Origin of the sequence: Collimonas sp. PA-H2 (assembly GCF_002564105.1) — a bacterium.
Lineage (GTDB): Bacteria > Pseudomonadota > Gammaproteobacteria > Burkholderiales > Burkholderiaceae_D > Collimonas.
In genome coordinates this window covers 1,399,383-1,426,304 of record NZ_PDBX01000001.1, presented here as the reverse complement: position 1 = coordinate 1,426,304, position 26,922 = coordinate 1,399,383, and the positions used below count along the sequence as shown (strand labels likewise).

The 26,922-nt window shown below is 59.0% G+C and carries 25 protein-coding genes and 1 tRNA gene; 14 read left to right on the top strand and 12 right to left on the bottom strand.

Annotated features, from left to right (window positions below):
- Positions 1-280: 280 nt before the first annotated feature.
- Both BCF11_RS06500 and BCF11_RS06495 read left to right on the top strand, forming a co-directional pair.
- A complete protein-coding gene (locus BCF11_RS06500) occupies positions 281-907 on the top strand; it encodes a TetR/AcrR family transcriptional regulator (protein WP_369827839.1) in 627 nt (208 codons plus the stop codon).
- A gap of 245 nt (positions 908-1,152) precedes the next feature.
- Complete coding sequence (locus BCF11_RS06495; protein ID WP_098494024.1) at positions 1,153-1,557, top strand: VOC family protein; 405 nt, start codon at positions 1,153-1,155, stop codon at positions 1,555-1,557.
- Positions 1,558-1,579: 22 nt separating this feature from the next.
- Here the strand turns inward: BCF11_RS06495 and BCF11_RS06490 are convergent, their stop codons facing one another.
- Entirely contained in the window at positions 1,580-2,215 is a 636-nt protein-coding gene (locus BCF11_RS06490) for a septal ring lytic transglycosylase RlpA family protein (RefSeq protein ID WP_233212399.1), read from the bottom strand.
- Between the two features lie 530 nt (positions 2,216-2,745).
- On the opposite strand from BCF11_RS06490, the gene BCF11_RS06485 reads away from it, so the two are divergent.
- The 3 genes from BCF11_RS06485 to BCF11_RS06475 are packed head-to-tail and all read left to right on the top strand — an operon-like array spanning position 2,746 to position 8,490.
- Positions 2,746-4,236 (top strand): efflux transporter outer membrane subunit, encoded by a 1,491-nt coding sequence (locus BCF11_RS06485; RefSeq protein WP_098494023.1) that lies wholly within the window; start codon positions 2,746-2,748, stop codon positions 4,234-4,236.
- A gap of 29 nt (positions 4,237-4,265) precedes the next feature.
- On the top strand, positions 4,266-5,408 hold the full coding sequence (locus tag BCF11_RS06480; protein ID WP_098494022.1) for an efflux RND transporter periplasmic adaptor subunit: 1,143 nt from the start codon (positions 4,266-4,268) through the stop codon (positions 5,406-5,408).
- A gap of 13 nt (positions 5,409-5,421) precedes the next feature.
- A complete protein-coding gene (locus BCF11_RS06475; RefSeq protein ID WP_098494021.1) occupies positions 5,422-8,490 on the top strand; it encodes an efflux RND transporter permease subunit in 3,069 nt (1,022 codons plus the stop codon).
- A gap of 87 nt (positions 8,491-8,577) precedes the next feature.
- Here the strand turns inward: BCF11_RS06475 and cynR are convergent, their stop codons facing one another.
- Positions 8,578-9,468, bottom strand: coding sequence for a transcriptional regulator CynR (gene cynR / locus BCF11_RS06470; RefSeq protein ID WP_098494020.1), 891 nt, complete (start codon positions 9,466-9,468; stop codon positions 8,578-8,580).
- Positions 9,469-9,581: 113 nt separating this feature from the next.
- On the opposite strand from cynR, the gene BCF11_RS06465 reads away from it, so the two are divergent.
- From BCF11_RS06465 to BCF11_RS06450, 4 genes are all read left to right on the top strand, one after another.
- Positions 9,582-10,244: a carbonic anhydrase gene (locus tag BCF11_RS06465; protein ID WP_098494019.1), complete on the top strand. Its 663-nt coding sequence runs from the start codon at positions 9,582-9,584 to the stop codon at positions 10,242-10,244.
- 52 nt (positions 10,245-10,296) lie between these two features.
- Positions 10,297-10,767, top strand: a complete 471-nt coding sequence (cynS, locus tag BCF11_RS06460; RefSeq protein ID WP_098494018.1) for a cyanase — start codon at positions 10,297-10,299, stop codon at positions 10,765-10,767.
- 83 nt (positions 10,768-10,850) lie between these two features.
- Positions 10,851-12,053: an MFS transporter gene (locus BCF11_RS06455; protein ID WP_098494017.1), complete on the top strand. Its 1,203-nt coding sequence runs from the start codon at positions 10,851-10,853 to the stop codon at positions 12,051-12,053.
- A gap of 89 nt (positions 12,054-12,142) precedes the next feature.
- Entirely contained in the window at positions 12,143-12,793 is a 651-nt protein-coding gene (locus BCF11_RS06450) for a DUF1345 domain-containing protein (protein ID WP_098494016.1), read from the top strand.
- 132 nt (positions 12,794-12,925) lie between these two features.
- Here BCF11_RS06450 and mgtA read toward each other — a convergent pair whose 3' ends face one another.
- A complete protein-coding gene (mgtA, locus tag BCF11_RS06445) occupies positions 12,926-15,688 on the bottom strand; it encodes a magnesium-translocating P-type ATPase (RefSeq protein ID WP_098494015.1) in 2,763 nt (920 codons plus the stop codon).
- A gap of 849 nt (positions 15,689-16,537) precedes the next feature.
- On the opposite strand from mgtA, the gene BCF11_RS06440 reads away from it, so the two are divergent.
- Positions 16,538-16,720, top strand: a complete 183-nt coding sequence (locus tag BCF11_RS06440) for a hypothetical protein (protein WP_098494014.1) — start codon at positions 16,538-16,540, stop codon at positions 16,718-16,720.
- Positions 16,721-16,868: 148 nt separating this feature from the next.
- Positions 16,869-18,290, top strand: a complete 1,422-nt coding sequence (gene dacB / locus BCF11_RS06435; protein ID WP_098494013.1) for a D-alanyl-D-alanine carboxypeptidase/D-alanyl-D-alanine-endopeptidase — start codon at positions 16,869-16,871, stop codon at positions 18,288-18,290.
- A gap of 71 nt (positions 18,291-18,361) precedes the next feature.
- Here the strand turns inward: dacB and BCF11_RS06430 are convergent, their stop codons facing one another.
- The 3 genes from BCF11_RS06430 to BCF11_RS06420 are packed head-to-tail and all read right to left on the bottom strand — an operon-like array spanning position 18,362 to position 20,321.
- Positions 18,362-18,862 (bottom strand): TPM domain-containing protein, encoded by a 501-nt coding sequence (locus BCF11_RS06430; protein ID WP_098494012.1) that lies wholly within the window; start codon positions 18,860-18,862, stop codon positions 18,362-18,364.
- Entirely contained in the window at positions 18,862-19,722 is an 861-nt protein-coding gene (locus BCF11_RS06425) for a YgcG family protein (RefSeq protein WP_098494011.1), read from the bottom strand. Before BCF11_RS06425 ends, BCF11_RS06430 begins: the two co-directional genes overlap by 1 nt.
- Positions 19,722-20,321, bottom strand: coding sequence for a LemA family protein (locus BCF11_RS06420; RefSeq protein ID WP_098494010.1), 600 nt, complete (start codon positions 20,319-20,321; stop codon positions 19,722-19,724). Before BCF11_RS06420 ends, BCF11_RS06425 begins: the two co-directional genes overlap by 1 nt.
- A gap of 173 nt (positions 20,322-20,494) precedes the next feature.
- On the opposite strand from BCF11_RS06420, the gene pyrF reads away from it, so the two are divergent.
- The gene (pyrF, locus tag BCF11_RS06415) at positions 20,495-21,322 is read left to right on the top strand and encodes an orotidine-5'-phosphate decarboxylase (protein WP_098494009.1); all 828 of its coding nucleotides are present in this window, start codon (positions 20,495-20,497) and stop codon (positions 21,320-21,322) included.
- 42 nt (positions 21,323-21,364) lie between these two features.
- Here pyrF and BCF11_RS06410 read toward each other — a convergent pair whose 3' ends face one another.
- The 6 genes from BCF11_RS06410 to BCF11_RS06385 all read right to left on the bottom strand — a co-directional run bounded on the left by BCF11_RS06410 (position 21,365) and on the right by BCF11_RS06385 (position 25,058).
- Positions 21,365-21,868 carry a CinA family protein gene (locus tag BCF11_RS06410; RefSeq protein WP_098494008.1) on the bottom strand — a complete coding sequence of 168 codons (504 nt, stop codon included), beginning with the start codon at positions 21,866-21,868 and terminating at the stop codon, positions 21,365-21,367.
- Positions 21,869-21,968: 100 nt separating this feature from the next.
- Entirely contained in the window at positions 21,969-22,493 is a 525-nt protein-coding gene (locus BCF11_RS06405; RefSeq protein WP_098494007.1) for a phosphatidylglycerophosphatase A, read from the bottom strand.
- Positions 22,490-23,485, bottom strand: a complete 996-nt coding sequence (thiL, locus tag BCF11_RS06400) for a thiamine-phosphate kinase (protein ID WP_098494006.1) — start codon at positions 23,483-23,485, stop codon at positions 22,490-22,492. Before thiL ends, BCF11_RS06405 begins: the two co-directional genes overlap by 4 nt.
- A gap of 76 nt (positions 23,486-23,561) precedes the next feature.
- Complete coding sequence (locus BCF11_RS06395; RefSeq protein WP_098494005.1) at positions 23,562-24,119, bottom strand: hypothetical protein; 558 nt, start codon at positions 24,117-24,119, stop codon at positions 23,562-23,564.
- Positions 24,120-24,145: 26 nt separating this feature from the next.
- Positions 24,146-24,853: a tRNA (guanosine(46)-N7)-methyltransferase TrmB gene (gene trmB, locus BCF11_RS06390; protein WP_098494004.1), complete on the bottom strand. Its 708-nt coding sequence runs from the start codon at positions 24,851-24,853 to the stop codon at positions 24,146-24,148.
- A 131-nt stretch (positions 24,854-24,984) separates the two neighbouring features.
- Positions 24,985-25,058, bottom strand: a tRNA-Gly gene (locus BCF11_RS06385).
- Between the two features lie 497 nt (positions 25,059-25,555).
- Here BCF11_RS06385 and BCF11_RS27465 point away from each other — a divergent pair.
- Complete coding sequence (locus tag BCF11_RS27465; RefSeq protein ID WP_143751272.1) at positions 25,556-26,104, top strand: hypothetical protein; 549 nt, start codon at positions 25,556-25,558, stop codon at positions 26,102-26,104.
- Between the two features lie 106 nt (positions 26,105-26,210).
- Positions 26,211-26,867: an FG-GAP repeat protein gene (locus BCF11_RS06375; protein WP_158229156.1), complete on the top strand. Its 657-nt coding sequence runs from the start codon at positions 26,211-26,213 to the stop codon at positions 26,865-26,867.
- Positions 26,868-26,922 lie beyond the last annotated feature (55 nt).

The following is a 26,922-nucleotide window of genomic DNA, read 5'->3' as shown; positions in this document are numbered from 1 at the left end:
AGGAGATATCGGGTGGCGCAGGAATGCGCCGCGGCAGTTGGCTGTGGTGAGCAAAGTCAGGCTTGATTGATAAGCGCCGATTCGACTGGTCGAGCGCTGAAGGGGAGTGCGCGATAATCCTCGAATCTTCGGATCCGCAACGCAGGGATTCGCGTCCTGTATAGGCACTAAAAAATGCGTCGCGAATTTCAGTCGCTGCGCGGGATTTTGTTAGCCGGATTCAATGCATCGTGCGATAGCCGGTAAAATTTGAGCCATTACTCGCTTTCTGCCAGGTGGCATCGTGACGACAAAAAAACGCGAATCATTAAAGCCGCGCAAGGTTCCCCAGCAATCGCGCGCCGGACAAACCGTTGCTGCGATCCTGGAGGCAGCGGCCCGTATTCTGGAAACCAAGGGAATCGAGGGACTCAATACCAATATCGTTGCGCAGCGCGCGGGCGTCAGCATCGGCTCCCTGTATCAATACTTCCCCGGCAAGGATGCGCTCATCGTTGCCTTGTGCCAGCGTGAGCGTGCCGTGTTCTTCGCCGAGGCTGAAGTGGCGCTGAGCGAACCGAGCGGCCAGCAAGCATTGATGCGCCTGATTGCCGCCTCGGTCCACCAACAGCTACGTCGACCGACGCTCGCGCGGCTGCTCGACGTCGAGGAAAATCGTCCCGCAATTGCCAAGGAGCTGGCGCCATTCATTGTCGCCATGAGCGAATTGATCCGAGAGATTCTTGCGCATGAGGATATTCCGCCGCAGCCGAGCATCGAGATAGCCGCCGACGACATCATCGCCATCGTGCGCGCCATGGTGGATGCGGCGGGATATCGCGGCGAAGTGGATCGCGCTGCTCTGGAGTTCCGTGTCAGCCGCGCCTTGTTCGGATACCTGGGGATCGTGGAGCGCCGGCCGGGATAGCCCTCGGACGGCTCAGGAAATGTGAGCAATCGCCCAGGCCGTTGCTGCGCCTGGCGCGCAAATCCCCCGTGGTTTCTATGGTCGCGTGCTGCAGGCAGGCGCCGGGGGCAATGCGAGTTTTAAAATCGAGCAATTACTCGCAAAATGGATGCCGTGGAGAGTTACATGACCGGCGCAGCCGCATTGGTGGCCGATCGGCGACAACTCCCTCCATCGCGTATTCCAACCTTTTTGCGAGAGCTATCATGCAGATTCATACACAAGCAAAGCTGAACCATTTGAGTTTCCCCACCACCAATGTGGCCGAGACGGCTGCATTTTTCGAAAAATACCTGGGCTGCGAAATCGTTGCTTTCGGCGACAGCTGCCTGCTCAAGCGGCACGATTTTGACATTGTCCTGGACTATGTCTCGGAGGAAGCGCCTGCCTGGCCAAAAAATTTCCACTTCGGCGTAGAGCTCGACAGCCTGGATGATGTCCATGCCCTCTATAAAGAATTTCTGGAAAACGGCGTCCATATGGAGACGGAGGTCTTCAACAACTCGCGCGGATCGCGTTTCTTTTGCCGTACGCCTGGCGGTGTCCTGCTCGAGGTCAACACCCGTGCGGATATGCAGCAACAGGAGCAATGGCAAAAGCTGTTTTCATAGCGGCTGCCAATAAGCTCCAGCATCATTGATCGCTTGAGCTGCAATCGTCGTTTCCAGCGGCCGGCGTGATTCCCTGCGCAATCTGCGCTTTCACCTGGGACATTTCGCTACGGGACAAGGGGCGCACTTCGACGCGGGCCGTGCCTTTGCTGGCGAAGCCCAGTTGCTTGGCCGCGCTGTAAGAGACGTCCAGTATGCGTTTACTGTGGAAAGGGCCGCGGTCGTTGACTTTCAGTATCGCCATCTTGCCGTTGCCAACATTGCGCACCAGTACCCAGCTATGCAAGGGCAGGCTCGGATGTGCTGCCGTCATGGCATGCATATTGAAACGCTCGCCGCTGGCCGATTTGCGGCCATGCAGCTTGGCGCCGTACCAGGAAGCCGTGCCGCGCTGGACTGGCTTCTTCGGCGCGTCCTCATCGGCGGTAGTCTTGTCATCGGCCGGCGCGGCACATTCGCTCGATGGCGACGGCGTAGTCATTTCATGCTGGGTCGCGGCTGCTGCAGCGTCGTCGTCGACGGCGGCAGCCGCCACCGTTTGCGCGGCAACGGCAGCCGGACTCGCCAGGACAATCGGCAGCCACAGCATGCCGGCGCAAGCGCCCGTGCGCAGGAGCTGCGCGAAGGTGCGGTGCGGCTGTCGGGGCCATTGTGGCATCTTGAAAATCGTCATCTGGCCAAGTCTACATTTCAACTTGCATTGGTGACCACTGATGTTGCAGAAAAATACAAATTGCATGCCGCCTTGTATATTCTGTCTTCGCTGGCACTGGTCGCCTGACGCGCTTGCAGCATGATGGCAAGGCCCTCTTGATCTCATATAGAAGAATCAACAAAACAAGCGGGAAGCAGGCTATTATTGCCGCTCAGAAATTTCGCCGATCCTTTTAAGTCACTGAGATAAATTGTCATTTATGTAATTTTAATGCATATTTCATAAAACCCGCCCCGATTGCATTCCATCCTGCGTTTTGGTCGATTTATCCCATCAATTCTGCAGATTGTCGCAATCGCGTACTCAGTAGCAATTTTCCTCTTTACAGTGTCGGCACACCCTGTACATTGGAGAGCTGCACAGAATAATCAAAGATCTCGTTACACCTTGTCAGGCAGTACAAAAACAGCATAAAACGATTAAAAAATCCCGCATTTGGGAGCCCCGCAAAAAAACTAAGTAAGGGAAAAAGGATGCGTTTACTAAAGATGCTCGGCAGCGTACCCCTGCTGTCCGTGATCGCCGGTTGCGTGGTCGGGCCTACCTATCAGGTACCCTCGCCAACCACATCATCGCAAGCAGTACTGCCGCAATTTCAAAGCGCTTTGCCGAAGCCGTCGGGAGCCGAGGGCGCAGCGACTGACCTGACGCGCTGGTGGTCGCAATTCGACGACCCGCTGGTGGCTGAACTGGTCGCCACGGCCGAGGCCAGCAACCCCAGCGTGGCGCAGGCGCTGGCGCGGATTACGCAGGCGCGCGCCACGGCCGGTACTGCCGGCAGCGCGCTCTATCCTTCGGTGGCTGCCGACGCCAGCAGCACGCGCAGCAAATCCCTATCGGGCCTGACCTCCAACGTGGGCAATGTCGCCACCGTCGCCACCAGCAGCAGCGCTACCTTCGACGCCAGCTGGGAGCTCGACCTGTTCGGCGGCAAGCGCAAGACTGCCGAAGCAGCCAATGCGCGGGTGTTTGCCCGCAATGCCGACTGGTACGGCGCCAAGGTATCGCTGGCGGCGGAAGTCGGCAGCGCGTTGGTGAACTACCGCGCTTGCGTGGCCACCGCGGCGATGCTGGAGCAAGACTTGAAGTCGCGCGAACAAACCGCCCAGTTGACCTCGCTCAAGGTCAAGGCCGGCTTTACCGCGCCGGCCGACGGCGCATTGATCAACGGCTCGACCGCGGACGCAAGGCAAAAACTGGTAGTGCAGCGCACCGAGTGCGACCTCGACGTCAAAGCGCTAGTGGCGCTGACGGATATTCCTGAACCTTTCTTGCGCGCCAAGCTCGCGCTGAACCAGCGTTTACCGCAGCCGCGCAGTTTCGTGGTCGAGAGCGTGCCGGCGCAAGCCTTGTCGCAACGGCCAGACATCGCTGTCGCCGAGCGGGAACTGGCGGCCGCCAGCGCCGAGATCAATGTCGCCCAGGCCAATCGCTATCCCAGCATTTCGCTGCTGGGCAGCATCGGCATAGGCGGCTTGCGCTTCGACGGCGGCAGTTCTCGCTCCGACACTTGGTCGTTCGGTCCCTCGCTCAAGTTGCCGTTGTTCGATGCCGGGCTGCGCAAGTCGCAGGTCGACCTGGCGCGCGGCCGTTATGACGAGGCCTATGCCGGCTACCAGGCGCAGGTGCGGAGCGCGGCGCGCGAAATCGAAGAAGCCTTGGTGCGCCTGGATGCGGCGGCGCGGCGTGAAGACGATGCGGCGCTGGCGGCGCGCGAGTACGAAAGCTACTTCCACGCTAACGACGACAAATTCAAGGCCGGCAGCGGCAGCTTGTTTGAGCTGGAGGATGCACGCCGCACCTTCCTGGCCGCGCAGCAGACCCAGATCAGCGTGCAGCGCGATCATGTGGCGGCCTGGATTGCCCTGTACAAGGCTTTGGGCGGCGGTTGGCGCAATCAGGCGGAACAGGCGGCCTTGCCGGCTGTATCGCCAATTGCAGCGCCAAACTCCGATCGTTCTTAATATAGACAAGTAAAGAAGAGAGTCTTCTCATGAAAAAGCCATCTTTGAAACTGGTAGCAATCGCGGCGCTGGTCGTCGTCATCGGTTCCGCCGCGGTCTGGGCTACTACAGGCAAGAGTAGCAAGCCTGCCGACAAGGAAGCCAGCAAGCCGAAAGCGTCCTTGACCGTCACCACCACCAAGGCGCAAAGCGCCAACTGGCCGCTGACATTGTCAGCCAACGGCAGCGTCGCCGCCTGGCAGGAGGCCGTGGTCGGCAGCGAACTGGGCGGCTTGCAGCTGGCCGAGGTGCGAGTCAACGTCGGCGATATCGTCAAGCGCGGCCAGGTGCTGGCGCGCTTCAGCAATGACAGCGTGGAGGCCCAGGTGGCCCAGCAAAAGGCCGCGGTAGAAGAAGCGCGCGCGGCGCTGTCGGAAGCCGACGCCAATGCCGAACGGGCGCGCACGCTGGTCAACAGCGGCGCCTTGAGCGGTCAGCAAACCACGCAGTATGAAGTCGCCGAGCGCAGCGCCAAGGCGCGCTTGCAGTCGGCCCAGGCTAGCCTGGAAATGCAGCAGATCCGGCTGCGCCAGACCCAGGTCCTGGCGCCCGACGATGGCGTGATTTCTTCACGTACGGCGACGGTCGGTTCGGTGGCGTCGCAAGGGCAGGAACTGTTCAAACTGATCCGCCAGAACCGCCTGGAATGGCGGGCCGAGGTGAATGCCACCGATCTGTTGCAGATCAAGGTCGGTCAGGAGGTCAAGCTGCGCGTCACCAACGGCGTGGTGGTAGACGGCAAGGTGCGTATGGTGGCGCCGACCGTCGATCCGCTCACGCGCAACGGCCTGGTGTATGTCGATCTGCCGGCGCCGGGCAGCGCCCATGCCGGCATGTTCGGCACCGGCCAGTTTGCGCTGGGCCACGCCGAGGCGCTGACCCTGCCGCAGAGCGCGGTGGTGATGCGCGACGGCTATAGCTACGTCTATCAGCTCGGCAAGGATGACAAAGTGATCCAGACCAAGGTGACGCTGGGACGGCGGGTTGGCGATCGCATCGAAGTCGCGGAGGGCCCAAGCGGCATCACGACGGCGATGACGCTGGTGGAAAAGGGCGCAGGTTTCCTGGCCGACGGCGATACCGTGCGTGTAGCACCGGAATCGAAGCCGGCTGCACCGCTGGCAATGAAATAAGCGAGGACCGGCCATGAATTTTTCCGCTCTCTCGATCAAGCATCCGGTTCCCGCCATCTTGCTGTTCATCCTGCTCACCATCATGGGCCTGATGAGCTTCAAGGACATGCTGGTGCAGGATTCTCCCGATATCGATTTTCCCTTCATTTCGATTTCCACCAGCCTGCCGGGCGCTTCTCCCTCGCAGCTGGAAACCGAGGTGGCGCGCAAGATTGAAAATTCGGTCGCTACCGTCACCGATATACGCCACATTTACACCACCATCAATGATGGCGTGGTGAATACCACTGTCGAGTTCCGCCTGGAAAAGGATATTTCGGAAGCGATGGATGATGTGCGCGATGCGGTCAACCGTGTGCGCAGCGATTTGCCCACCGACGTCCGCGACCCGGTCTACGGCAAGGCCAGCACTTCCGGCCAGCCTATCATCACCTATACCGTCAAATCCGACCAACTGGATGAAGAAGCCTTGTCCTGGTTTGTCGACAACGATGTTTCCAAGGCCTTGCTGTCGGTTGCAGGCGTTGGCAAGATCGCCCGCGTCGGCGGCGTCAACCGCGAAGTACTGGTGGAGCTGGATCCGGAACGGATGGCAGCCCTGAACGTATCAGCGGCGCAGATCTCGCGCCAGCTGCAGCGCGTGCAGCAGGAAGCGCCGGGCGGCAAGGCTGACATCAGCGGCGCGCGGCAATCGGTGCGCACCATCGGCACGGTCGGCAACGTGGCGGAAATCGCTGCCTTGCAGATGGCTTTGCCGGACGGCCATGTGATCCGCCTGGACCAGGTCGCCAAGGTGACCGACGGCATCGGCGAGCGCACTGCGCTGACGCTGCTGGACGGCAAGCCGGTAGTCGGCTTTGAAATCACACGTAGCAAGGGCGCTAGCGAAATCACGGTCTCCGACGCGGTCAACAAGGCGGTGGCCGAGCTGAACAAGAAAGCGACCCACGTCAAGATCGAGGAAGCGTTCAACAACGTCGATGCGGTCAAGGAAAACTATGCCGGCTCGATGTCCCTGTTGTACGAAGGCGCGCTGCTGGCGGTGCTGGTAGTCTGGTTCTTCTTGCGCGACTGGCGCGCGACGCTGGTGGCCGCCGCCGCGCTGCCGCTGTCGATTATCCCGACTTTCATGGTGATGAAGTTCCTCGGTTTCTCCCTTAACGGCGTGACCTTGCTGTCGCTGGCGCTGGTGATCGGTATCCTGGTGGACGATGCGATTGTCGAAATCGAAAACATCGTACGCCATCTGCGCATGGGCAAGACGCCGTACCAGGCTGCGATGGAAGCCGCCGACGAGATCGGCCTGGCGGTGGTGGCGACTACCTTTACCCTGGTCGCGGTATTCCTGCCGACTGCGTTCATGAGCGGCATCGTCGGCAAATACTTCAAGCAATTCGGCTGGACCGCTGCGATTGCCGTCACCACCTCGCTGGTGGTGGCGCGCTTGCTGACGCCGATGATGGCGGCATACCTGCTCAAGCCTCTGGTGCATGAGAAGAAAGAAAGCCGCCTGATGGCGAAATACTTGGCAGTCGCTTCCTGGTGCATGCACCACCGCGTCAAGACCATGGCCATGGCCGCGGTGTTCTTTATCCTGTCGCTGGCCATGATCCCCTTCCTGCCGACCGGTTTCATTCCGCCTAGCGACCGCGGCCAGACCCAGGTTTCGCTGGAACTGCCGCCCGGCAGCATCCTGGCGGAAACCCGCGCCAGTACGGAACAGGCACGCCGTCTGCTGATGACCAACAAGAATGTCGCCCAGGTATACAGTGCGATCGGCGGCGACGAGGCGCGCCGCTCCACCTTGACGGTATTGCTCAAGGATCCGCCTGAGCGCAAGGAAAAGCAGACCGAGGTGGACAGCGAATTGCGCAAGCTGCTGACGCAGCTGCCGGGCCTGCGCTTTACCGTGGGCGGCGGCGGCAACGGCGAAGAGATACAGCTGCTGCTGTCGGGCGACGATCCGCAGGCGCTGAGCTCGGTGACGCGGGCCATTGAGCGCGAAATCCGTACCATTCCCGACCTTGGCAACATCACTTCCAGCATCAGCCTGGTGCGTCCGGAAATCATCGTCACGCCGAATTTTGCCAAAGCTGCCGACCTCGGCGTGACGTCATCGGCGATCGGCGAAACCTTGCGTATCGCTACCTCCGGCGATTACGACCAGTTGGTCGCCAAGCTGAACCTGCCGGAGCGGCAGATTCCGATCCGCGTGCGTTTGCCGGAAGATGCACGGCACGATTTGAGCGTGCTGGAGCGTTTGTCGGTGCAGGGCAAGAACGGCAACGTGCCTTTGAGCTCGGTGGCGGATATCCGCTTCGACAGCGGCCCGGCGCGCATCGACCGTATCGACCGCAACCGCCGCGTGATCATCCACGTCGAGTTGAACGGCCACGAAATCGGTGAGGTGATGGCGAAGATCAATGAGCTGCCGAACGTCAAGAACCTGCCGCCTAACGTCAAGCGCGGCGCGCTGGGCGATGCCGAAATCATGAAGGAACTGTTCTCCGGCTTCGCGCTGGCGATGCTGACCGGCGTGCTGTGCGTGTACATGGTACTGGTGCTGCTGTTCAAGGGCTTCCTGCAGCCGGTGACGATCCTGGCGGCCTTGCCCTTGTCCATCGGCGGCGCCTTCGCGGCCTTGCTGATCACGCATAACTCGTTCTCGATGCCGTCGCTGATCGGTCTGCTGATGCTGATGGGGATCGCCGTCAAGAACTCGATCCTGCTGGTGGAGTACGCCATCGTGGCGCGCCGCGATCATGGCATGAGCCGTTTCGAAGCGCTGATGGATGCCTGCCACAAACGGGCCCAGCCTATCGTCATGACCACCATCGCCATGGGCGCCGGCATGCTGCCGATTGCTCTCGGGCTGGGCTCGGATTCCAGCTTCCGCGGACCGATGGCGATTGCCGTCATCGGCGGCCTGGTGACCTCGACATTCCTGAGCCTGCTGGTGATTCCGGTGGTGTTCACCTATGTTGACGACTTGCTGCTCTGGGCCAGCCGCAAGTTCCGCCGCAAGCCGGGCGAAAGCGTGGCGCATATGGTGGCCAGCAAGTTGCACATTACCGAAACCTGATCGCAACATGATCCAGAAAACGCCCGCAAGGGCGTTTTTTTATTGCCATGTGTTTTTGATTGCTTACCGCTCAGGCTGTTGCTGGTTTTATCCGGCGGCAGCCAAGCTACCTGCGAGTTCGGCGAAAGCCTTGGCGGCGGCGCTTTGATAGCTGTCCTTGCGCCACAACAGCGAGACGGTGCGGTGCGGCAGGGCAGGGTTCAGCTGGATTTCCTGCAGCCCCGGATGTTCGCGCGCAATCGCATCCGGCAGGATGGTGGCGACGCCGCCGCGGCGGACGATTTCCACGATCGCGCTGATGGTATTGGCTTCGATCGCGATCTTGGGCGAGATGCCCTGTTGCTGCAGATAGGCGTCGACAAAGGTACGGGTGGCGAAATCGCTGCTGAGCAACGCCAGCGATTGCTGTCCCAGCTCGCTGGCGGCCAGCGCCGTGGCGGCAGGGCGCTGCGCCAGCGGATGCGTCAGGCCGACCACCACGCACAGCTTTTCCACGAACAGCGGCCGGCTGCTGATTTCCAGCGAGCGCACCTGGCTGAAGGCGAGTCCCAGGTCGACCTGGTCCGCGGCCAGCGCGGTTTCGATCGCATCCAGCGTTTTTTCAATCACCTGCAGCGCGATACCCGGATAGCTGGCGTTGAAGCGGGCGATCAGCGGACCCGCCAGATAGGATGTCAGGCTGGGCGTCATGGCCAGCCGCAGCGTGCCGCGCGCCAGGTCGCGCACATCGTGGATCGCCCGCTGGCCAGCCTCCAGTTCGCGTAGCGCCCGGCGCGCGTAGGCGATATAGGCTTCGCCGGCGTCGGTGGCGCGCACCACTCTGCCGCTGCGGTCCAGCAACTGCACCCCCAGCATTTCTTCCAGCTGGCGGATCTGCTGCGACAAGGTAGGCTGGGAAACGTATAAAGCTTCCGCCGCCCTGGTGAAGTTGCCCTGTTCGACGACGGCGAGCAGGTAGCGAATGTGGCGTAATAGCATGTTTGATAACTATAGGTATTTATTATGGCAATGATTGTATATCGGTCTTAGACCTAATAGCTGAATACCTTCATCATGGCTTCGTTACTTCAACACCTACAAGGAGAAGCGCCATGAAGTCCATCGTCGATGGGGTCTTGAAATTCCAGAAACACACGTTCCCGGGCTTGTCCGGTCTGTTCAAGGAACTGGCCACTACCCAAAGTCCGAGCGCATTGTTCATCACCTGTTCCGACAGCCGCGTCGTGCCGGAGCTGCTGACCCAGCAGGATCCAGGCGACATCTTCGTGATCCGTAATGCCGGCAATATCGTGCCTTCCTACAGTTCGGCGCCGGGCGGCGTCACCGCCACGGTCGAATACGCGGTCGCCGTGCTGGGCGTGAGCGATATCGTAGTCTGCGGGCATTCGGATTGCGGCGCCATGACGGCCATCTCCAGCTGCAAATGCCTGGATCATCTGCCCGCAGTGGCCGGCTGGCTACGCCATGCCGACTCGGCCAAGGTAGTGAATGCGGCCCGTACCCATGCCTCGCCTGCAGCCCGGCTAAGCTCGATGGTGCGTGAAAACGTCATCGCCCAACTGGTGAACATCAAGACCCATCCTTCCGTTGCGCTGGCGCTGGAACAAGGCACCTTGAACCTGCATGGCTGGGTGTACGACATTGAAACAGGCTCGATAGTGGCGCTGGATGGCGCCAGCAATCAGTTCGTCTCGCTCGCCGAATTTCCCCAGACCGTTGCTACGCAAGCCAAGCGTAGCGCCCTGGCCGCTTAAGGTTTAACCATAGTCAGTTCTTAACCCGTTCTCTCACTGAAAAGGAAACATCATGCAACAAGCAAACGTATATCAAGACAACCGCGTCGCCCTCACTTCCCGCGTCATCGCCACCAAGGCGCTGAAGGACCTGTCCTGGAAACAGCTGGCCGAAGGCACCGGCCTGAGCGTGGCCTATGTCACGGCAGCGCTGCTAGGACAGCATGCCCTGCCGAAGGCTGCAGCCGAAGTGGTTTGCCGGCACCTCGGCTTCGAGCCGGAAGCGGCGGCAGAGCTGCAAATGATTCCTCTGCGCGGCAGCATCCCGGGCGGCATCCCTACCGATCCGACCATCTACCGCTTCTACGAAATGCTGCAAATCTATGGCACCACCTTGAAGATGCTGGTGCACGAAGAACTGGGCGACGGCATCATCAGCGCCATCAACTTCAAGCTGGACCTGAAGCGGGTGGAAGATCCGGACGGCGGTTCGCGTGCAGTGATCACCCTTGATGGCAAGTTCCTGCCGAACAAGCCTTACTAAAGCCGGCGTTGCCGCCTGGGGTGCATCAACCCAGGCGGCAATTGCGCATGTTTTTTTTGAATCAAGCGGAAAGGTAGTTGGCGATGGAAACAGGGACGTCTTCCAGGCTCAGTCCTGGCCTGGTGGCATTGATGGCGATGGCGACCGGCGTCGCGGTGGCCAGCAATTATTACGCGCAGCCGCTGCTGCATACGATAGCCGGCCAGTTCGGCATCAGCAACGGCGCCGCCGGGTCGATCGTGACAGTGGCCCAGCTCAGCTATGCCTTGGGCTTGCTGTTGCTGGTGCCTTTGGGCGACATGTTCGAGCGCAAGAAGCTGATCGTGGTAATGACTCTGCTGTCTGCCGCAGGGTTGGCGCTGACCGCGCTGGCATCGAATCTCGCGCTGGCATTGCTGGGGACTGCGCTGACCGGGATGTTTTCGGTGGTGGCGCAAATCCTGCTGCCGTTTTCCGCAACCTTGGCGGCGCCTGCAGAACGCGGCAAAGTGGTCGGCCACGTGATGACCGGTTTATTGCTGGGCATCCTGCTGGCGCGCACCGTGGCAGGATATCTGTCGGCCATCGGCGGCTGGAAAACGGTGTACTGGTTCGGCGCCGCCATGATGTTTCTCACTGCACTGGTGCTGGCGCGCGCGTTACCGCGCTATCACCAGACGCTGGGCCTGTCCTATCCGCGCCTGCTGACGTCGGTGCTGCGCCTGTTCGTTGACGAGCCAGTATTGCGCATGCGCGCCTTGCTGGGAGCGATTGTGTTTGCCGTATTCAGCATCTTGTGGACCTCCATTTCTTTCCTGTTGTCGGCTGCGCCATATCACTACGGCGACGGCGCCATCGGCTTGTTCGGACTGGTAGGCGCCGCCGGTGCGCTGGCAGCCTCGCAAGTGGGGCGGCTGGCGGACCGCGGCAAGGCAGGGCTGGCCACCAGCATCGGACTGGCGCTGTTGCTGCTGTCCTGGCTGCCGCTGGCGTTTTCAGAATATTCGCTGGCGGCTCTCCTGCTTGGCGTGCTGCTGCTCGATCTGGTGGCGCAGGCGGTGCATGTCACCAACCTGAGCGTGATCAATCACCTGCATGGCGCTGCCCGCAACCGTTTGACTTCGGGCTATATGACCTGTTATTTCATCGGCGGCGCCGCCGGTTCCATGCTCTCCACTTTTCTCTATGAACATGGCGGCTGGCTGGCGGTATCGGCCAGCGGCGCCTTGCTCAGCGCACTCGGCCTGGCTATATGGCGCTGCAGCTTGCGGCTGAGCGCCGCAACAGAGGCGCTCAGCCCGGGCTGATCTTGGGCCAGCTGCGGCCAGGAATACCTGCCTTCAGTCGGCTCTGGTAAAGTGCGCTTATTTACAAGCCGAGCAAAGGAAGCAGCGTCATGTGGTTCAATAATCTGGTTTTTCGTACCCACCCGCGTTTGATCATCGGCATCGTGGTGGGTTTGATCGTCTGGGCCGTGGTGCCGCAGAATTCGGCGATTACCCGCGCCCTGATCGGCTGGAACGCCGGAGTCTGGAGTTATCTGCTGATGCTGTGGTGGATGATGACCCGCGCCAGTTGCGAGCTGGTCAGGAAAAGAGCGGAGATCGAGGATGAGAATGACACCATGATCCTGATCCTGATTTGCATCGCTGCTGTCTCCAGCATTGCCGCAGTGGTGTTCGGCCTGACCCAGGCCAAGGATTTCCTGCCGGGACCGAAAGAGATCCGCTATTTGTTTACAGGTATGACAGTGCTCGGTTCGTGGTTCCTGGTCGGGACCATCTTTACCTTGCACTATGCGCGGCTGTTCTACGCGGCCGATGCGGAGACGCCGCCGCTGCGTTTCCCGGATGAGGAAAAGAATCCGAACTACTGGGATTTCCTGTATTTCTCGTTCACCATGGCGGTCGCAGTGCAAACCTCGGACGTCAGCGTCATGACGCGCTCCATGCGCAAGATCGTATTGTTGCAATCGGTGCTGACTTTCCTGTTCAATTCGGCCATTCTCGGCTTGTCGATCAATATCGCGGCAGGGCTGGTGGGATAGCTCAGGGGACAGCAGGCGGCGACGTTTGCTGCAGCCGAAAACAAAAAGCCAATCGTTTCTGCGATTGGCTTTTTGTTTTGTCCGGATGGAGATGAATATTGTCGTCTCCATCCGCAGGACTACGGCGGCTTTTTATTGCCAGCCGTAGCGCCTTGCGTACCAGCCCTTCATTGCCTGCGTCAGCACGGCATAAGCCACCAGGATAAGCGCCAGCCACGGGAAGTAGGTCAGCGGCAGCGCCTGCAGCTTGAAGTAGTGGGCCAGTGGCGACATCGGCAGCAGGATTCCGACCAGCATGATGATGATGGTCATGCTCATCAGCGCCCAGGAAGCGCGGCTCTGGAAGAATGGAATCTTGCGGGTACGGATCATGTGCACGATCAGCGTCTGCGACAGCAAGCCTTCGATGAACCAGCCAGACTGGAACAGGGTCTGGTGCTCCGGCGTATTGGCGCCGAAGATGTACCACATCAGGGCAAAGGTGGTGATGTCGAAAATCGAGCTGATCGGGCCGAAGAACACCATGAAGCGGCCGATCTCGGCGGCATTCCAGCGCTGCGGCTTTTCCAGGAATTCCTTGTCGACGTTATCGAACGGGATAGTAATCTGCGAAATGTCGTACAGCAGGTTCTGCACCAGCAGGTGCAAAGGCAGCATCGGCAGGAACGGCAGGAAGGCGCTGGCGACCAGCACCGAGAACACATTGCCGAAGTTGGAGCTGGCCGTCATCTTGATGTACTTCAGCATGTTGGCGAAGGTCTTGCGGCCTTCCAGCACGCCTTCTTCCAGCACCATCAGGCTCTTTTCCAGCAGGATGATGTCGGCTGCTTCCTTGGCGATATCGACTGCGGTGTCGACCGAGATGCCGATGTCGGCGGCGCGCAGGGCCGGCGCATCGTTGATGCCGTCGCCCATGAAGCCGACCACATGGCCCTTGTCATGCAGGATGCGCACGATACGTTCCTTGTGGGTCGGGCTGAGCTTGGCGAATACAGTGGTGGTGTCGACCGCGACCGCGAGTTCGGCATCGCTCATTTTCTCGACGTGGGAACCGAGCAGCATGCCATCCACCGCGAGGCCGACCTGGCGGCAGATCTTGGCGGTGACCAGTTCGTTGTCGCCGGTCAGGATCTTGACCGTGATGCCGTGTTCCTTGAGGGCGTCCAGCGCCGGCTTGGTTGACTCCTTCGGCGGGTCGAGGAAGGCGATATAGCCAATCAGCACCAGGTCGGATTCATCGGCAACGCCGTACACTTCCTTGGTCGGCGGCAGGTCTTTGGCGGCGACTGCCACCACGCGCAAGCCTTCGGCGTTCAGGCTGGAAGTGGTGTCGTAGATTTCCTGCAGCAGTTCCTTGGTGAACGGCACCACCTGGCCGTTATGGCGTGCGTGGGTACAGACGGAGACGATTTCTTCGACCGCGCCCTTGCAGATCAATTCATGGTGGTCGTCGCGTTCGCTGACCACCACCGACATGCGGCGGCGCTGGAAATCGAACGGAATTTCATCGACCTTGCGGTAGGCCGAAGCCAGCGCCATTTCACGCTGTAGCTCGGCATGTTCCAGCACGGCGACGTCCAGCAGGTTCTTGAGGCCGGTCTGGTAGTGGCTGTTGAGATAGGCATATTCCAGCACCAGGTCGTCCTGTTCGCCGAGGATGTCGGTATGGCGCTCCAGGAAAATCTTGTCCTGGGTCAGGGTGCCGGTCTTGTCGGTGCACAGTACGTCCATGGCGCCGAAGTTCTGGATCGCATCCAGGCGCTTGACGATCACCTTCTTGCGCGACAGCGCAACCGCGCCCTTGGCCAGGGTCGAGGTAACGATCATTGGCAGCATTTCCGGCGTCAGGCCGACCGCGATCGACATGGCGAACAGGAAGGCTTCGACCCAGTCGCCCTTGGTGTAGCCGTTCAGCAGGAACACCACCGGCGTCATCACCATCATGAAACGGATCAGCAGCCAGCTGACCTTGTTGACGCCCGACTGGAACGCGGTCGGCGTACGGTCGGAGGCGGTGACGCGCTCAGCCAGGGCGCCGAAATAAGTACGGTTGCCTGTAGTGACGACAATGGCAGTGGCGGATCCACTGACCACGTTGGTGCCCATGAAGCACAGGTTGTCCAGTTCCAGCGGATTGCTGGTGTCGAGGCCGCGATGGACCACGAATTTCTCCACCGGCAGCGATTCGCCGGTCATGGCCGCTTGGCTGATAAACAAATCCTTGGCAGTCAGCAAGCGCAGGTCGGCCGGGATCATGTCGCCGGCGGACAGCTGGACGATATCGCCCGGCACAAGCTTCTTGATCGGCAGTTCGATGCGGCGCGCGCCCTTGGGGTGCAAGGTGACATCGAAGTAGCGCAAGGCTTCTTCCGCAATGTCTTCGGCCAGGTCATGGCGCAGCACCGTAGCAGTATTGCTGACCATCGCCTTGAGCTTGTCGGCTGCGGTGTTGGAGCGCGACTCCTGGATGAAGCGCATCAGGGTCGATAGCACTACCATCGAACCGATGACGATGGTGGCCTTCATGTCCTCAGTCAGATACGAAACGCCGGCCAGCACCGTCAGCAGCAGATTGAAGGGATTTTTGTAGCATTGCCACAAGTGGGACCATTTCGAGATCGGCTTTTCATGCTCGACTTCATTCGGACCGGCACTGATGCGGATGTCATCGGCTTCGGCGTCGGTCAGGCCATCGGCGCGGCTGTGCAGTCTCTGGAACAGTTCGCTGACGTCGATGCTGGCTGCGGTCGACAGCGCATCCGCCAGCGTAGGCGGCACTTCCTTGTTGACCGGGGTGCTGCGGAACATGTCCGGGGCCAGCCGGCGGAAATGGCGATCCATGCCATGCGTGCGGACAAAGCTAACGAATGTATCTTTGAGAATATTCAGATTCATGGAATTCTTCTTTTTTCATGCAGTGCGGTCGGCTGTCGTCGATCAGAGGAGGCTGGCTGGGCGTTTTTAGCTTTATCGCCTTTAATTTTGTCGCATTAACCTTGTATTAACGACTTGTTATCCATATGGATGACAAGTTCTTTGCAAAAGGCAAAAAACGCTCAGCGCGGCACAGACTGTAAATTCGATCGGTGACATCTTGATGACAATATCAAGAGCCCGGAGACGGACGCTACATTCGATTACCCGGCGCGCGGACGCGGAACACGGGATTAGCCAAGCATGCAGCCGCTATAACTCGGCTGCGTAACTTTGCATAATTAGTGGACTGTAACAGCCAAATCAAGAGTGCCTGCCACGTATCCGACGCGCATGGCGGCGTTGCACATGCTCGCAATAGTCCCGCTATTGCTCCGCTGTGCGCCTTGCCCTGCGCGCCGGATACGTGTCCTTCACTCTCGATTCGGCTGTGACAGTCCACTAGATCAGGTGGTGGAATACTGCGTGCCGGAAAGATGCTCCGTGCACTGGGGATACCATCATCCGCCGCTGGCGAGATGACGGCAGGGGAATCCTGCGTTATCTTGCCGAGGCGATGCCAGAACGGGTCTGGCAACAACTGTCACTCGAACAAGTGCCCATTAAAGGGGCTCCATAAAATTTAGACTGGTGGATAGTAGCCGCGCAGTTGATGGTGGTCAAGAAAATTGTGCAGGACAGCAGAGGGTTTGTTGTACTTATTTTCATTGTCTTTTTTGAATATGTTGATCGTTGTCATTTTTTTATTCCTCCTTGCTTTCAGGCATGCAAAACCTATACTGAAATCACAAGTAAACCAAGGAGACGATCATGATCAGACTGATTATGGATAACCTGCTGTTCTTCGTGCCGATGGCAATTGCCGGGATCATCTTGTGCGGAGAAGTGCCGGTTGCGTCGAAACTTGCACGTGGCAGCTTGCGCGCCATCGGCGCCGTTTGCGGCGCCTTGCTGGCGCTGATTATCCTGGAAGCGATACCTGCACTGTTGTAAAAGCCAAGGGTATTGCTGCCGCAGCTGGCGAGACCCTGGCGTCTCGCGGTATTCCTCTTATTTTCAAATTTGTCACAACAACAAGCTTTGCATCGCGTGAACGCGTGGGATAATCCTTCGCAACTTTTCTTTTTTCGCCGGTGCTCACTTGAAAAAAATCTTCGCGCTAAGTCTCCTGCTTTCATCTTCTTTCCTGCTGGTTAGCGTTCAGGCGCAAGAATCATCCGTTCCCGCATCGTTTAGCAAAGCCTTGCAGCTGGCCGGCATCCCGGCCCAGAGCGTTGGCGTGTACGTGCAGGAAGTCGACGGCAGCGGCAAGGTGCTGGCTTCGTCGAATGCCGCCACGCCGTTCAATCCGGCCTCGACCATGAAACTGGTCACTACCGACGCCGCGCTGGAGCTGCTGGGGCCGGCCTATCGCTGGAAGACCCAGGCGTACGCTGACGGCAGCCAGGTCGGCAATGTATTGCAGGGCGATCTGATTTTCAAAGGCAATGGCGACCCCAAGCTGGTGCTGGAAAACTTCTGGCTGTTCCTGCGCCAGATCCGCGCCAAGGGTATCCGCGATATCCGCGGCAATATCGTGCTGGACCGCAGCACATTCGATGACAATGCCTACGACCCTTCCGAGTTCGACGGCGATCCGATGAAGCCGTACAACGTCGGCCCGGATGCCTTGCTGCTGAACTACAAGACGCTGACCTTCCAGTTCGTGCCCGACGCCGACAAGCGCCAGGTCAATGTCTTGCTCGATCCGCCCATGAGCGGCTACCAGGTCAAGCCGCCACGCCTGGGACAGGGCAGCTGCGATGACTGGCAAGGCAAGCTGCAAGCGGCGGTCGACGCCGATGGCGCCAGCTTCAACGGCGTGCTGCCGGCCTCCTGCGGCGAAAAAACCTGGTATGTGAATCCCTACAAGATGAACTCCACGCAATACTTCGGCGTGGTGTTCCGGCAGATGTGGAGCGATCTCGGCGGCACTTTCAGCGGCAGCGTCAAGAACGGCGTCACACCGCCCGATGCCCGTCTGGTCACTGAGTGGAACTCGGTCACCTTGCCGGAAGTGATACGCGACATCAACAAGTACAGCAATAACGTCATGGCGCGGCAAGTGCTGCTGACTATCGCCTCGGATATCCTGAAAGTCCCGGCCACCCCCGAGCGCGGCGCCCGCGCCATCCAGAGCTGGCTAGCCGGCAAAGGCATAGACGCCAGCGGCCTGGTGATCGAAAACGGTTCCGGGCTGTCGCGCAACGAACGGATCTCAGCCAAGACCATGGGCCGCATGATGACCTCGGCATTCCAGTCGCCGACCATGCCGGAATTCGTCTCGTCGATGCCGCTGGTAGGTTACGACGGCACCATGCGCAAGCGCCTGAAAGACCAGAGCGTCGCCGGCCAGGCCCACGTCAAGACCGGCACCCTGAACGACGTCCGCGCAATCGCCGGCTACGTCCTGGCGACATCGGGGAAATACTATGCGGTGGTGTGCCTGATCAACCACCCCAACGCTCCCAGAGGACAGGCAGCGCAAGACGGCTTGCTGCAGTGGGTATATGAAAATGGTTGAAATGCGCCGAAGATAAATCGACTCTGACCCCAATTACTTAATTGGGGTCAGAGTCGATTTGATTGAGGTAATTACAGGACTATCGGTTTGTCTGACAGCTCGTTCTTTTTCCGGCCCTGGTCCGGGAAATGCTGGGTCAGGTAGCCGTTCATTTGTTCCAGCGCCGCCAGGGTGCTGTCATGGAAGGCGCCGCTGGCGAACTCCTTGGTCATGGTCTTGCACACGGCTTGCCATTCCTCACTCTTGATGGCGCGGCCTACCGCGCGGTCGACGATGATCTCGACCTTGTGATCGGCCAGATTCACGTACAGCAGGACGCCGACGTTTTCTTCGGTGTTCCAGATGCGATAGTGCGCGAACAGCTCATGCGCGCGATTGCGGGAGGTCATGCCATTGAGCACGGCCGGCAGGCTGAGCGAGCCTTCCACTATCATTTTCACTTCCGCCCGGTGCGTGACTTCGCCTTCGGCGATCTTGTTCTGGATGGCTTTCAGCGTTGCCGCGGGAAAGGTGCGCCGCGCGCTGCCTTGCGTGGTCGTCAGGTGACGCCAGAGTCGTTGTAGAGTTCCCATTACCAATCCCCCGAGGCGCCGCCGCCGTCAAAGCCGCCACCGCCGCCGGAAAAGCCGCCGCCACCGCCACCGAAACCCCCGCCGCCGCCAAAGCCGCCACCGCCGCCGCGCCCACCCTGGCTCAGGATGCTGCCGATGATGACGCCGGCGGCATTACCCCAGACATTGCTGTTGAGCGCGCGGCCGGAACCAGCGCTGCCGCCGCGCGAGCGGGAAATGATGGTGATCAGGATGATGAAGCCGAAGAACAGCAGCGGCGCCAGGGCGCCCAGCAGGTCGGATGAGGGTTCTTGCGCTTGTGCCGGTTTACGGCTGGGCGGCGCAAAATTTTCCTGGTCCAGCAGCGGCATGATGGCCGAGATGCCTGCCGTCAGGCCGCCGTAGAAATCGCCCTTGGAAAAATACGGCGCGATGATTTCCTGCAGCACGCGCTTGGACTGGGCGTCGGTCAAAGTGCCCTGGACGCCGCGCCCGGTGAGTATCATCATGCGCCGCAAGGCCTTGGGATTATCCTTGGCCACCAGCAGGATGACGCCATCGTCGATGCCTTTACGGCCGAGCTTCCAGGCGTCGGCGACGCGCACCGCATAGTCTTCTATGCCTTCCGGCTCGGTCTTGCTGAGCAGAAGGATGGCAATCTGGCTGCCGGTGCGGGTTTCGTATTCGCTCAAGGTATTGTCGAGCGCGGCGCGCTGGTCCGGCTGCAGCATGCCGACCAGATCGGTGACATGCGACTGCAAGGGCGGCACCGCTACCTGCGTCGCCATGGTCTGCGCGGCGGCCGATAAGGAGGCCAGAAGCGCCAGCAAGCCAAGCAGCGCCAGCCATGCGGCAGGCGCGCGGATTACGCTACGCGACATTATTTTTTGCCGCCGAAATCGACATCGGGCGAAGTCGAAATCGCTTTTTCGTTATCCACCGTGAAAGATGGCTTGACCTTGTAACTCATCGCCATGGCCGTCAGGTTGGTCGGGAAGCTGCGCGCCAGCACGTTGTAGTCTTGCACGGCGACGATGTAGCGGTTGCGCGCTACCTTGATACGGTTTTCGATGCCTTCCAGTTGGGATTGCGCGTCGCGGTACAGGCCGTCAGCTTTCAGTTGCGGATAATTTTCCGACACCGCCATCAAGCGCGACAAGGCCGACGACAACTGGCCCTGTACTTGCTGGAATTTCTCGAACGCGGCCGGATCGTTCAGCACTTCCGGCGTGATCTGGAAGCTGGTCGCCGCAGAGCGGGCTTTGGTCACGGCTTCAAAAGTAGCTTCTTCATGGGTGGCATAGGCTTTCACGATCTGGGCGATCTTCGGCACCAGGTCGGCGCGGCCCTGATACTGGTTGACGACTTCGCCCCAGGCGGCTTTCACGGCTTCATCCTTGGTTTGGAAATCGTTATAGCCGCAAGCGCTTAGAAGAGAGGCGAAGACGGCAATTGCCAGCCATTTGAAGAAAGTTTTCATGGAATATCCCTGATAAAAGAAACAATGTAATGCACGTTAGCAAACTATCGCAGGCTGCTCAAGTGTTAAATAACGGAGAAAGGCAGCAAATTGCAAGCATATCGGCTTGTTTGCCAGTTAATCCCGGGGTTTTTGGATTTACAATGTGGGGTTAGCATTATTGAGGCCTGATCGTGACTTTTATAGAAAAACTATCCGCCGCCTGGCGCACCAACAATTCCTTGCTGTGCGTAGGCCTGGACCCCGATATTGCCAAATTCCCCGCACATTTGCAGCATCAGCCGGACGCGATCTACACTTTCTGTAAGGAAATTATAGACGCTACCGCCGCCACCGCCTGCGCTTTCAAGCCGCAAATCGCCTATTTCTCGGCCATGCGCGCCGAAGATCAGCTGGAAGCGATCTGCGCCTACCTGCGTGAAAACCACCCCGATATCCCGATCGTGATGGACGCCAAGCGCGGCGACATCGGCGCTACTGCAGAGCAATATGCACGTGAAGCTTTCGAGCGCTACGGCGCCGATGCGGTGACTGTCAGCCCGTACATGGGCTTCGATTCGGTCGCGCCCTACCTGGAATGGAAAGACCGCGGCGCCATCGTGCTGTGCCGCACTTCCAACGCCGGCGGTTCCGACCTGCAGTTCCTGACGGTGGACGGCGTGCCGCTGTACCAGCACGTTGCCCGCCTGGTGGCGGAGAAGTGGAACACCAACGGGCAGTGCGGCCTGGTGGTGGGAGCGACCTTCCCGCAGGAGCTGGCGCAGGTGCGCAGCATCATCGGCGACATGCCGCTGCTGGTGCCGGGCGTCGGCGCCCAGGGCGGAGATATCCAGGCGACCGTACATGCCGGCAAGACATCGAACGGCATGGGCATGATGATCAATTCATCGCGCGCCATCCTGTACGCCAAGCCGGACCTGGCGGCGGGCGAGGATTTCGCGCAGGCAGCCAAGCGCGTGGCGCTAGAAACCCGCGACGCTATCAATCTGCATCGCGTCTGAGGCTTGCGCCTGAAGCGCATCAGCGGGATTACTTCTGCGGGATTATTTCAAGAAGCGCAGCAAGCCCTGCAGTGCATGGATCACAGTCTGTTCACGCACTGCGCGGCGATCGCCCGCAAACACCAGCCGTTCAGTGTGAGTGTGATGACCCACTGACCAGCCGAAGCAGACCGTGCCGACCGGCTTGCCCGGAACCGCACCGCCGGGGCCGGCGATACCGGTGGTGGAGACAGTGACATCGGCATTGCTGTTAGCCAGCGCGCCTTCAGCCATGGCGGCGGCGATTTCCTCGCTCACCGTGCCATGCTGGGCGATCTCGGCTTCCGGGATATCCAGCAGTTCCGTCTTGGAGGCGTTCGAGTAGGTCACGAAGCCGCAATCAAACCATTCCGAAGAACCGGCGATTTCCGTAATCGCCTGCGACACGCCGCCGCCGGTACAGGATTCCGCGGTGGACAGGAACCAGCCCTTGGCTTGCAGGGCACGGCCGACTTGTGCTGCCAGATCAATGATTTGTTCAGTGTTGTCTTCGAGTGCGGTGTTCATGTAGCAACTCCTGTATTCTGCCTGGTCGGTGCTCACATACTGCCACTTGTTGCAGGCAGATGCAATCCGTCCGCGCCATGCCGCCAACTTAAATCAGGCGCTAAATCAGGCGCCACACCGCCAGTAACAGCAGGGTGTAGAAGGCTGCCACGATGTCATCCCACATGACGCCGAAACCGCCCTTGAAATGGCGGTCGAAATAAGCGATCGGCGGCGGCTTGACCATGTCGAAAAAACGGAACACGACGAAGGCGCCGAACTGCGCCGACAGGCTGGCCGGCGTCACCAGCACCAGCACCAGCCAGAACGCGATGATCTCGTCCCACACCATGCTGCCGTGATCCGGCGCATGCAAATGGCGGCCGGTGGTCTGGCAAGTCCAGACGCCGACCACGAAGCCGGCAACAATGATCACCAGCCAGTTGAGCGGCGTAAAAATTTCCGGCCAGCGCGTGGTCATCACCACATACGAGAGCCAGGCAAACAAGGTGCCGAAGGTGCCCGGCATGATGGGCGACAGTCCACTGCCGAAACCTTGAGCGATGAAGTGGGCGGGATGCGACAACATGAAACGAGGGCCTGGCCGGATCGGTTGCTGTGAAGGGTTGCTGTCCGCTGTTGTCATGTGGTTTGAAAGTGATCGAAAGAGCTGAGTTGCAGGTTGAGTGGCGCCAGGCTGGCGTCTTGCAGGCGCAGCCCCGGGGCTGCATCGATGCAGCCGATGCGCGTCACCGCAGTGGCGCTGGCCTGGGCCGCGGCCAGTATGGCATCGCGCTGGCTGGCGGCGGCGGTAAAGCACAGTTCATAATCGTCGCCGCCGGCCAGCGTGAAATGGCGGCGGATGGCTTGCGCTTGCTGGCTCAGTACGGGACCGGCCGGCAAGCTGTCGACCGCCAAGGTGGCGCCGACGCCGGAACGCTTCAGGATATGGCCAAGATCGCCGACCAGGCCATCGGAAATGTCGATGGCGGCATGGGCGATCCCGCGCAAGGCCAGTCCCAGCGCAACGCGCGGGCTGGGCTGATGCATGCGGCCGGCAGCCAGCAGGAAATTCTCGCTGCCGAGTTGCAGGTCGGGATTCAGCTGGCCGGCCAGTTCCTGGCGGTAAACCGCCAGCGCCAGCCGCGCATCGCCCAGCGTGCCGGAGACCCAGATGTCATCGCCCGCTTGCGCGGCATCGCGGCGCAAAGCCTGGCCCGGCAAGGTTTCACCGAAGACGGTAATGCAGATATTCAGTGGCCCCTTGGTGGTGTCGCCGCCGATCAATTCGCAATGATGGGCATCGGCCAGTGCCAGCAGGCCGCTGGAAAACGGCGCCAGCCATTCCTCGCGCGCAGCGGGCAGCGCCAGCGCCAGCGTAAACGCCAGCGGCCGCGCGCCCATCGCCGCCAGGTCGGAGAGGTTCACCGCCAGGCATTTATGGCCCAGCGCGAAAGCATCTGCATCGGGGAAAAAATGCCGTCCTTCCACCAGCATGTCGGTGGAAATGGCCAGCTGCATGCCAGCCGTAGGCGTCAGCAAGGCGCAGTCGTCGCCGACGCCAAGCGCAATATGCTCGATATTGCTGCGCGCGGTGCGAGTAAAGTAGCGGGAGATCAGGTCGAATTCGGACAACATACGCAGATTGTACCGAATGGCGGGCTGCTACATAGGCATTTTGCCAAAATTGAGTATCGGCAATGGCCGGATTGCTTCAAAACCCCGAGCCGCAGGAGGTGGTGCGCGAAACGGCGCCCTTTTGCATGATGTCTTCGCCCTTGGTGTTGCCGACCGAAATCTGGGTGACGCAATAGGTGCCGTTCGGCCCGGTCACCTTGGTGACCCGCTGGCCGTTCGGCAGCGTGATGTCTTCCATGGTGGTTTCTTTCGGCGAGCGAGGTTCCGGAGCCGCCGCGGGCGCAAGGCCCATTTCCAGTTTCTGTTGCATGGTCGGCGTTGCGGCCGCGGCTGCCTTCTCCTTGGGTGGCGCATCCTTGCGCAGTTCGCGGTCTATCTTGCCGGCATCGCGTTTAGCGGCCTCGACCATGCCTTCGGCTGACGGCCGGCCGGATGCTGTCGGCAATTGCGTCGCCGCGCCGGGAGAGGCGGGCTGATAGCGGGTGTCTTCAACCGTGATGGCTCCAGGCGGCAGCGGCGTTGCTTGCTCTCCCGCCTGCGCCAGAGAGATATGAGACAAGGCAAGCAGTGACGCCGAGGCAGCAAGCCTGGCGAGCCGGTTGTCGATACGGGGGAAAAATCGGATCATCAGCATACTGCGGCTTCCTCTAACAATTCAGCTCAAACGCGTGTGAACACCAGGTCCCAGACGCCATGCCCAAGACGCAGGCCGCGATTCTCGAACTTGGTCACAGGCCGATATTCCGGCCGTTCCGCATAAGTGTCCGCGGTATTCTTTAGCAGTGGCTCGGCGCTCAATACTTCCAGCATCTGTTCAGCATACTCCTGCCAGTCGGTGGCGCAATGCAGGTAGCCGCCCGGCGCAATGCGCGACGCCAGCAAGCTCACCAGCGGCCCCTGGATCAGGCGGCGCTTGTTATGCCGCGCCTTATGCCAGGGATCCGGGAAGAACACATGCGCACCGGCCAGCGAGCCAGGCGCAATCATGTTGGTCAGCACTTCCACCGCATCGTGCTGGATCAGGCGCAGATTGCTCAACTGCTGTTCGCCGATCAGTTTCAGCAAGCTGCCGACGCCCGGGGTATGCACCTCGACGCCGACGAAATTCTTTTCCGGCATGCCGGCAGCAATCTTGGCCGAGGTCTCGCCCATGCCGAAACCGATCTCCAGGATAGTCGGCGCAGTGCGCCCGAAAACCTGCGCCAGATCGACTTCAGCCTTGTTATATGAGACACAGAATTGCGGCCCCAGTTCCTCGATGGCGCGCGCCTGCGCCGTCGACAAGCGCCCGGCGCGCGTGACAAAGCTGCGGATCCGGTGTTCGGTCGGATCGTAAAAGAGAGGTTTGCCGGATTTGTTTTCTGACATGCTAATTAGACTTTAAGTGGAGCGAAGCAAGCGCTGGATTGCCCTTGCGGACCGGGCCATTGTAACGCCAGACAAATACCTGCCTCAAAAATACAAATGGCACCCTGAAATAGCGGGTGCCAACGCTGGTCTGGAGCGGGTAGAGGGGATCGAACCCTCGTCTAAAGCTTGGGAAGCTTTCGTTCTACCATTGAACTACACCCGCGACATCTGGATTTTACGCGGGATTTGACGTGGTTCGCAAACTTGAAAGATGTTTGAGGGGATGGGGAATGTGATGGTCGATTTATCTGAAATCTGATTGCTTGTGCTAGGCGCAAAGTAATATTGTGTGTCGCGGCGATGTTGTCGATTCGCATCGCGCCCGTTGGCCTGCAGAGGTTATGAAGACTTTCGGTGCGATCAACGGTATTGGCCCAGCGGATGGCGATGCCTTTCATAAATGTAATGTTGCTTTAGTAATTTCTAAGTGGCAACATACGTCAACTATTTCTGTCAAGTTTAGGTTTCTATTATTGACGCATACCCCTGATGGAAAAGCTGGCACCGTTCGAACTACGAAATCACAGGAGACGGTGAGATTGATGGCCAGTAGCAAGAACAACGAACGGCAACTTAACGCTCTCAGAACCAGTTTTTGCCAGTAGAACCCAACGGAAAAGTTCGTCAGACAACTTTAGATCAATAAAAACGGAAAATCTCGTGCATACAAATATTTTTGTGACTATCGGACTTCTTCTACTGACCGTGACTGATGTCGCAACCGGGGCCAACTCTCTGTGCAAAAAAAATGAAGAGGTTTATTTTTCTTGCGCTACAAATGGTGGAAAAATAATTTCTTTGTGCGGAGAGGTTTTTGACAGCGATAAAGATAAATTCGGAAACCCCATTGAATTGGACAGCCCATGGCTTCAGTACAGATTCGGATCGCCAGGAAAAATTGAATTGTCTTATCCCCGTCAAAAAAAGAATTCGCTTGAAAGATTTAAAGCACAGAGAATTCGAGCCCAAGGAGGAGATATTCGTCTGGATGCAATTGTTTTCGCCAGCGCTGGGATTGGTTACAGCGTAGAGCATGCCGTCCCGGATACACAAGAGATAATTGAAGGAGTGAGCGTTGGCGATCCGCGAGACTTCGATATTGAAGCTCTCGACAAATCCAGAAAAAAATATCCTCAAAGCAGAATAGATTGTGCGGAGCAGGCGGACACAAAAAATTTCTTTGATCTTGTCGATGACCTGGCCAAATGAAGAGTCCACTTCTTCTGGGAGATCGTATCAGCGTGCCTATCCTTCGCGCGTTCAATTAATCGACTTGCCTGAAGATATGTCAAAGCCAAATATCCGGACTCGCAGCATGAGATTTTTATTAATGCCAACCCTGCTATCAGCACTCACGTTCTTGACGATCGCACATGCTTCGACTTTTCCCAATTTGACCGCATTCAAAGACTCAATCTCGGCGAATACAGACAAAGCTGAAACAGTTTATGAAGCGACAGGGGATCTAAATGGTGATGGACTAGATGACTTCGCACTCATTGTTCGCAGAAATAATGGTGAAGCGGTTGGATTGACTCAGCAACTATATGTACTTCTGCAGATTCCATCGGGCGGCTACGTAGTCGCAGAAAAAACGGCAGAATCCTATTTCTTGGGAGGAGGGTGCTGTTATGTCGAAAGCATGGAAATACGGAATTCCAGCATCTATATACAAACCAATTTCATAGAACCTGATGGAGGAAGCGGAGCAACGACCAATCAATTCAAACTCTACAAAGGTGTGTGGAAGTTGGTCGGTATGAAAAGGTTTTACCATGAACCTGGTGGCGTCGGTAAAGAGACGCAAACTGACACGAATGCGCTCACCGGTTCAGTGATTGAAAAGACACAAATAAGCGACAACAAGCTTGTTATCAGAAATCGCAAGGTAGGAGTTTCGCCCCGATATCTGCGGGACTTCGATTTCGACGCCGATTTTGGAATAACCGGAAGAAAAGAACCAAGCCAATAAATTTCAGCTCGTTATCGTCACAAAATTCTTCGACATTGACCCTGTGGTCCAGATT

Bases quoted from the DNA above. Each gene is read 5' to 3' on its own strand.
- BCF11_RS06395 (WP_098494005.1), bottom strand. From the start codon at position 24,119: ATGCTGATGATCCGATTTTTCCCCCGTATCGACAACCGGCTCGCCAGG.
- BCF11_RS06430 (WP_098494012.1), bottom strand. From the start codon at position 18,862: ATGGGAACTCTACAACGACTCTGGCGTCACCTGACGACCACGCAAGGC.
- BCF11_RS06455 (WP_098494017.1), top strand. From the start codon at position 10,851: ATGGAAACAGGGACGTCTTCCAGGCTCAGTCCTGGCCTGGTGGCATTG.
- BCF11_RS06440 (WP_098494014.1), top strand. From the start codon at position 16,538: ATGATCAGACTGATTATGGATAACCTGCTGTTCTTCGTGCCGATGGCA.
- cynS (WP_098494018.1), top strand. From the start codon at position 10,297: ATGCAACAAGCAAACGTATATCAAGACAACCGCGTCGCCCTCACTTCC.
- mgtA (WP_098494015.1), bottom strand. From the start codon at position 15,688: ATGAATCTGAATATTCTCAAAGATACATTCGTTAGCTTTGTCCGCACG.
- BCF11_RS06405 (WP_098494007.1), bottom strand. From the start codon at position 22,493: ATGACAACAGCGGACAGCAACCCTTCACAGCAACCGATCCGGCCAGGC.
- BCF11_RS06480 (WP_098494022.1), top strand. From the start codon at position 4,266: ATGAAAAAGCCATCTTTGAAACTGGTAGCAATCGCGGCGCTGGTCGTC.
- BCF11_RS06495 (WP_098494024.1), top strand. From the start codon at position 1,153: ATGCAGATTCATACACAAGCAAAGCTGAACCATTTGAGTTTCCCCACC.
- BCF11_RS06465 (WP_098494019.1), top strand. From the start codon at position 9,582: ATGAAGTCCATCGTCGATGGGGTCTTGAAATTCCAGAAACACACGTTC.
- BCF11_RS06450 (WP_098494016.1), top strand. From the start codon at position 12,143: ATGTGGTTCAATAATCTGGTTTTTCGTACCCACCCGCGTTTGATCATC.
- trmB (WP_098494004.1), bottom strand. From the start codon at position 24,853: ATGTCAGAAAACAAATCCGGCAAACCTCTCTTTTACGATCCGACCGAA.
- BCF11_RS06375 (WP_158229156.1), top strand. From the start codon at position 26,211: ATGAGATTTTTATTAATGCCAACCCTGCTATCAGCACTCACGTTCTTG.
- cynR (WP_098494020.1), bottom strand. From the start codon at position 9,468: ATGCTATTACGCCACATTCGCTACCTGCTCGCCGTCGTCGAACAGGGC.
- BCF11_RS06425 (WP_098494011.1), bottom strand. From the start codon at position 19,722: ATGTCGCGTAGCGTAATCCGCGCGCCTGCCGCATGGCTGGCGCTGCTT.
- BCF11_RS06420 (WP_098494010.1), bottom strand. From the start codon at position 20,321: ATGAAAACTTTCTTCAAATGGCTGGCAATTGCCGTCTTCGCCTCTCTT.
- BCF11_RS06475 (WP_098494021.1), top strand. From the start codon at position 5,422: ATGAATTTTTCCGCTCTCTCGATCAAGCATCCGGTTCCCGCCATCTTG.
- thiL (WP_098494006.1), bottom strand. From the start codon at position 23,485: ATGTTGTCCGAATTCGACCTGATCTCCCGCTACTTTACTCGCACCGCG.
- BCF11_RS06485 (WP_098494023.1), top strand. From the start codon at position 2,746: ATGCGTTTACTAAAGATGCTCGGCAGCGTACCCCTGCTGTCCGTGATC.
- BCF11_RS06410 (WP_098494008.1), bottom strand. From the start codon at position 21,868: ATGAACACCGCACTCGAAGACAACACTGAACAAATCATTGATCTGGCA.
- BCF11_RS06490 (WP_233212399.1), bottom strand. From the start codon at position 2,215: ATGCCACAATGGCCCCGACAGCCGCACCGCACCTTCGCGCAGCTCCTG.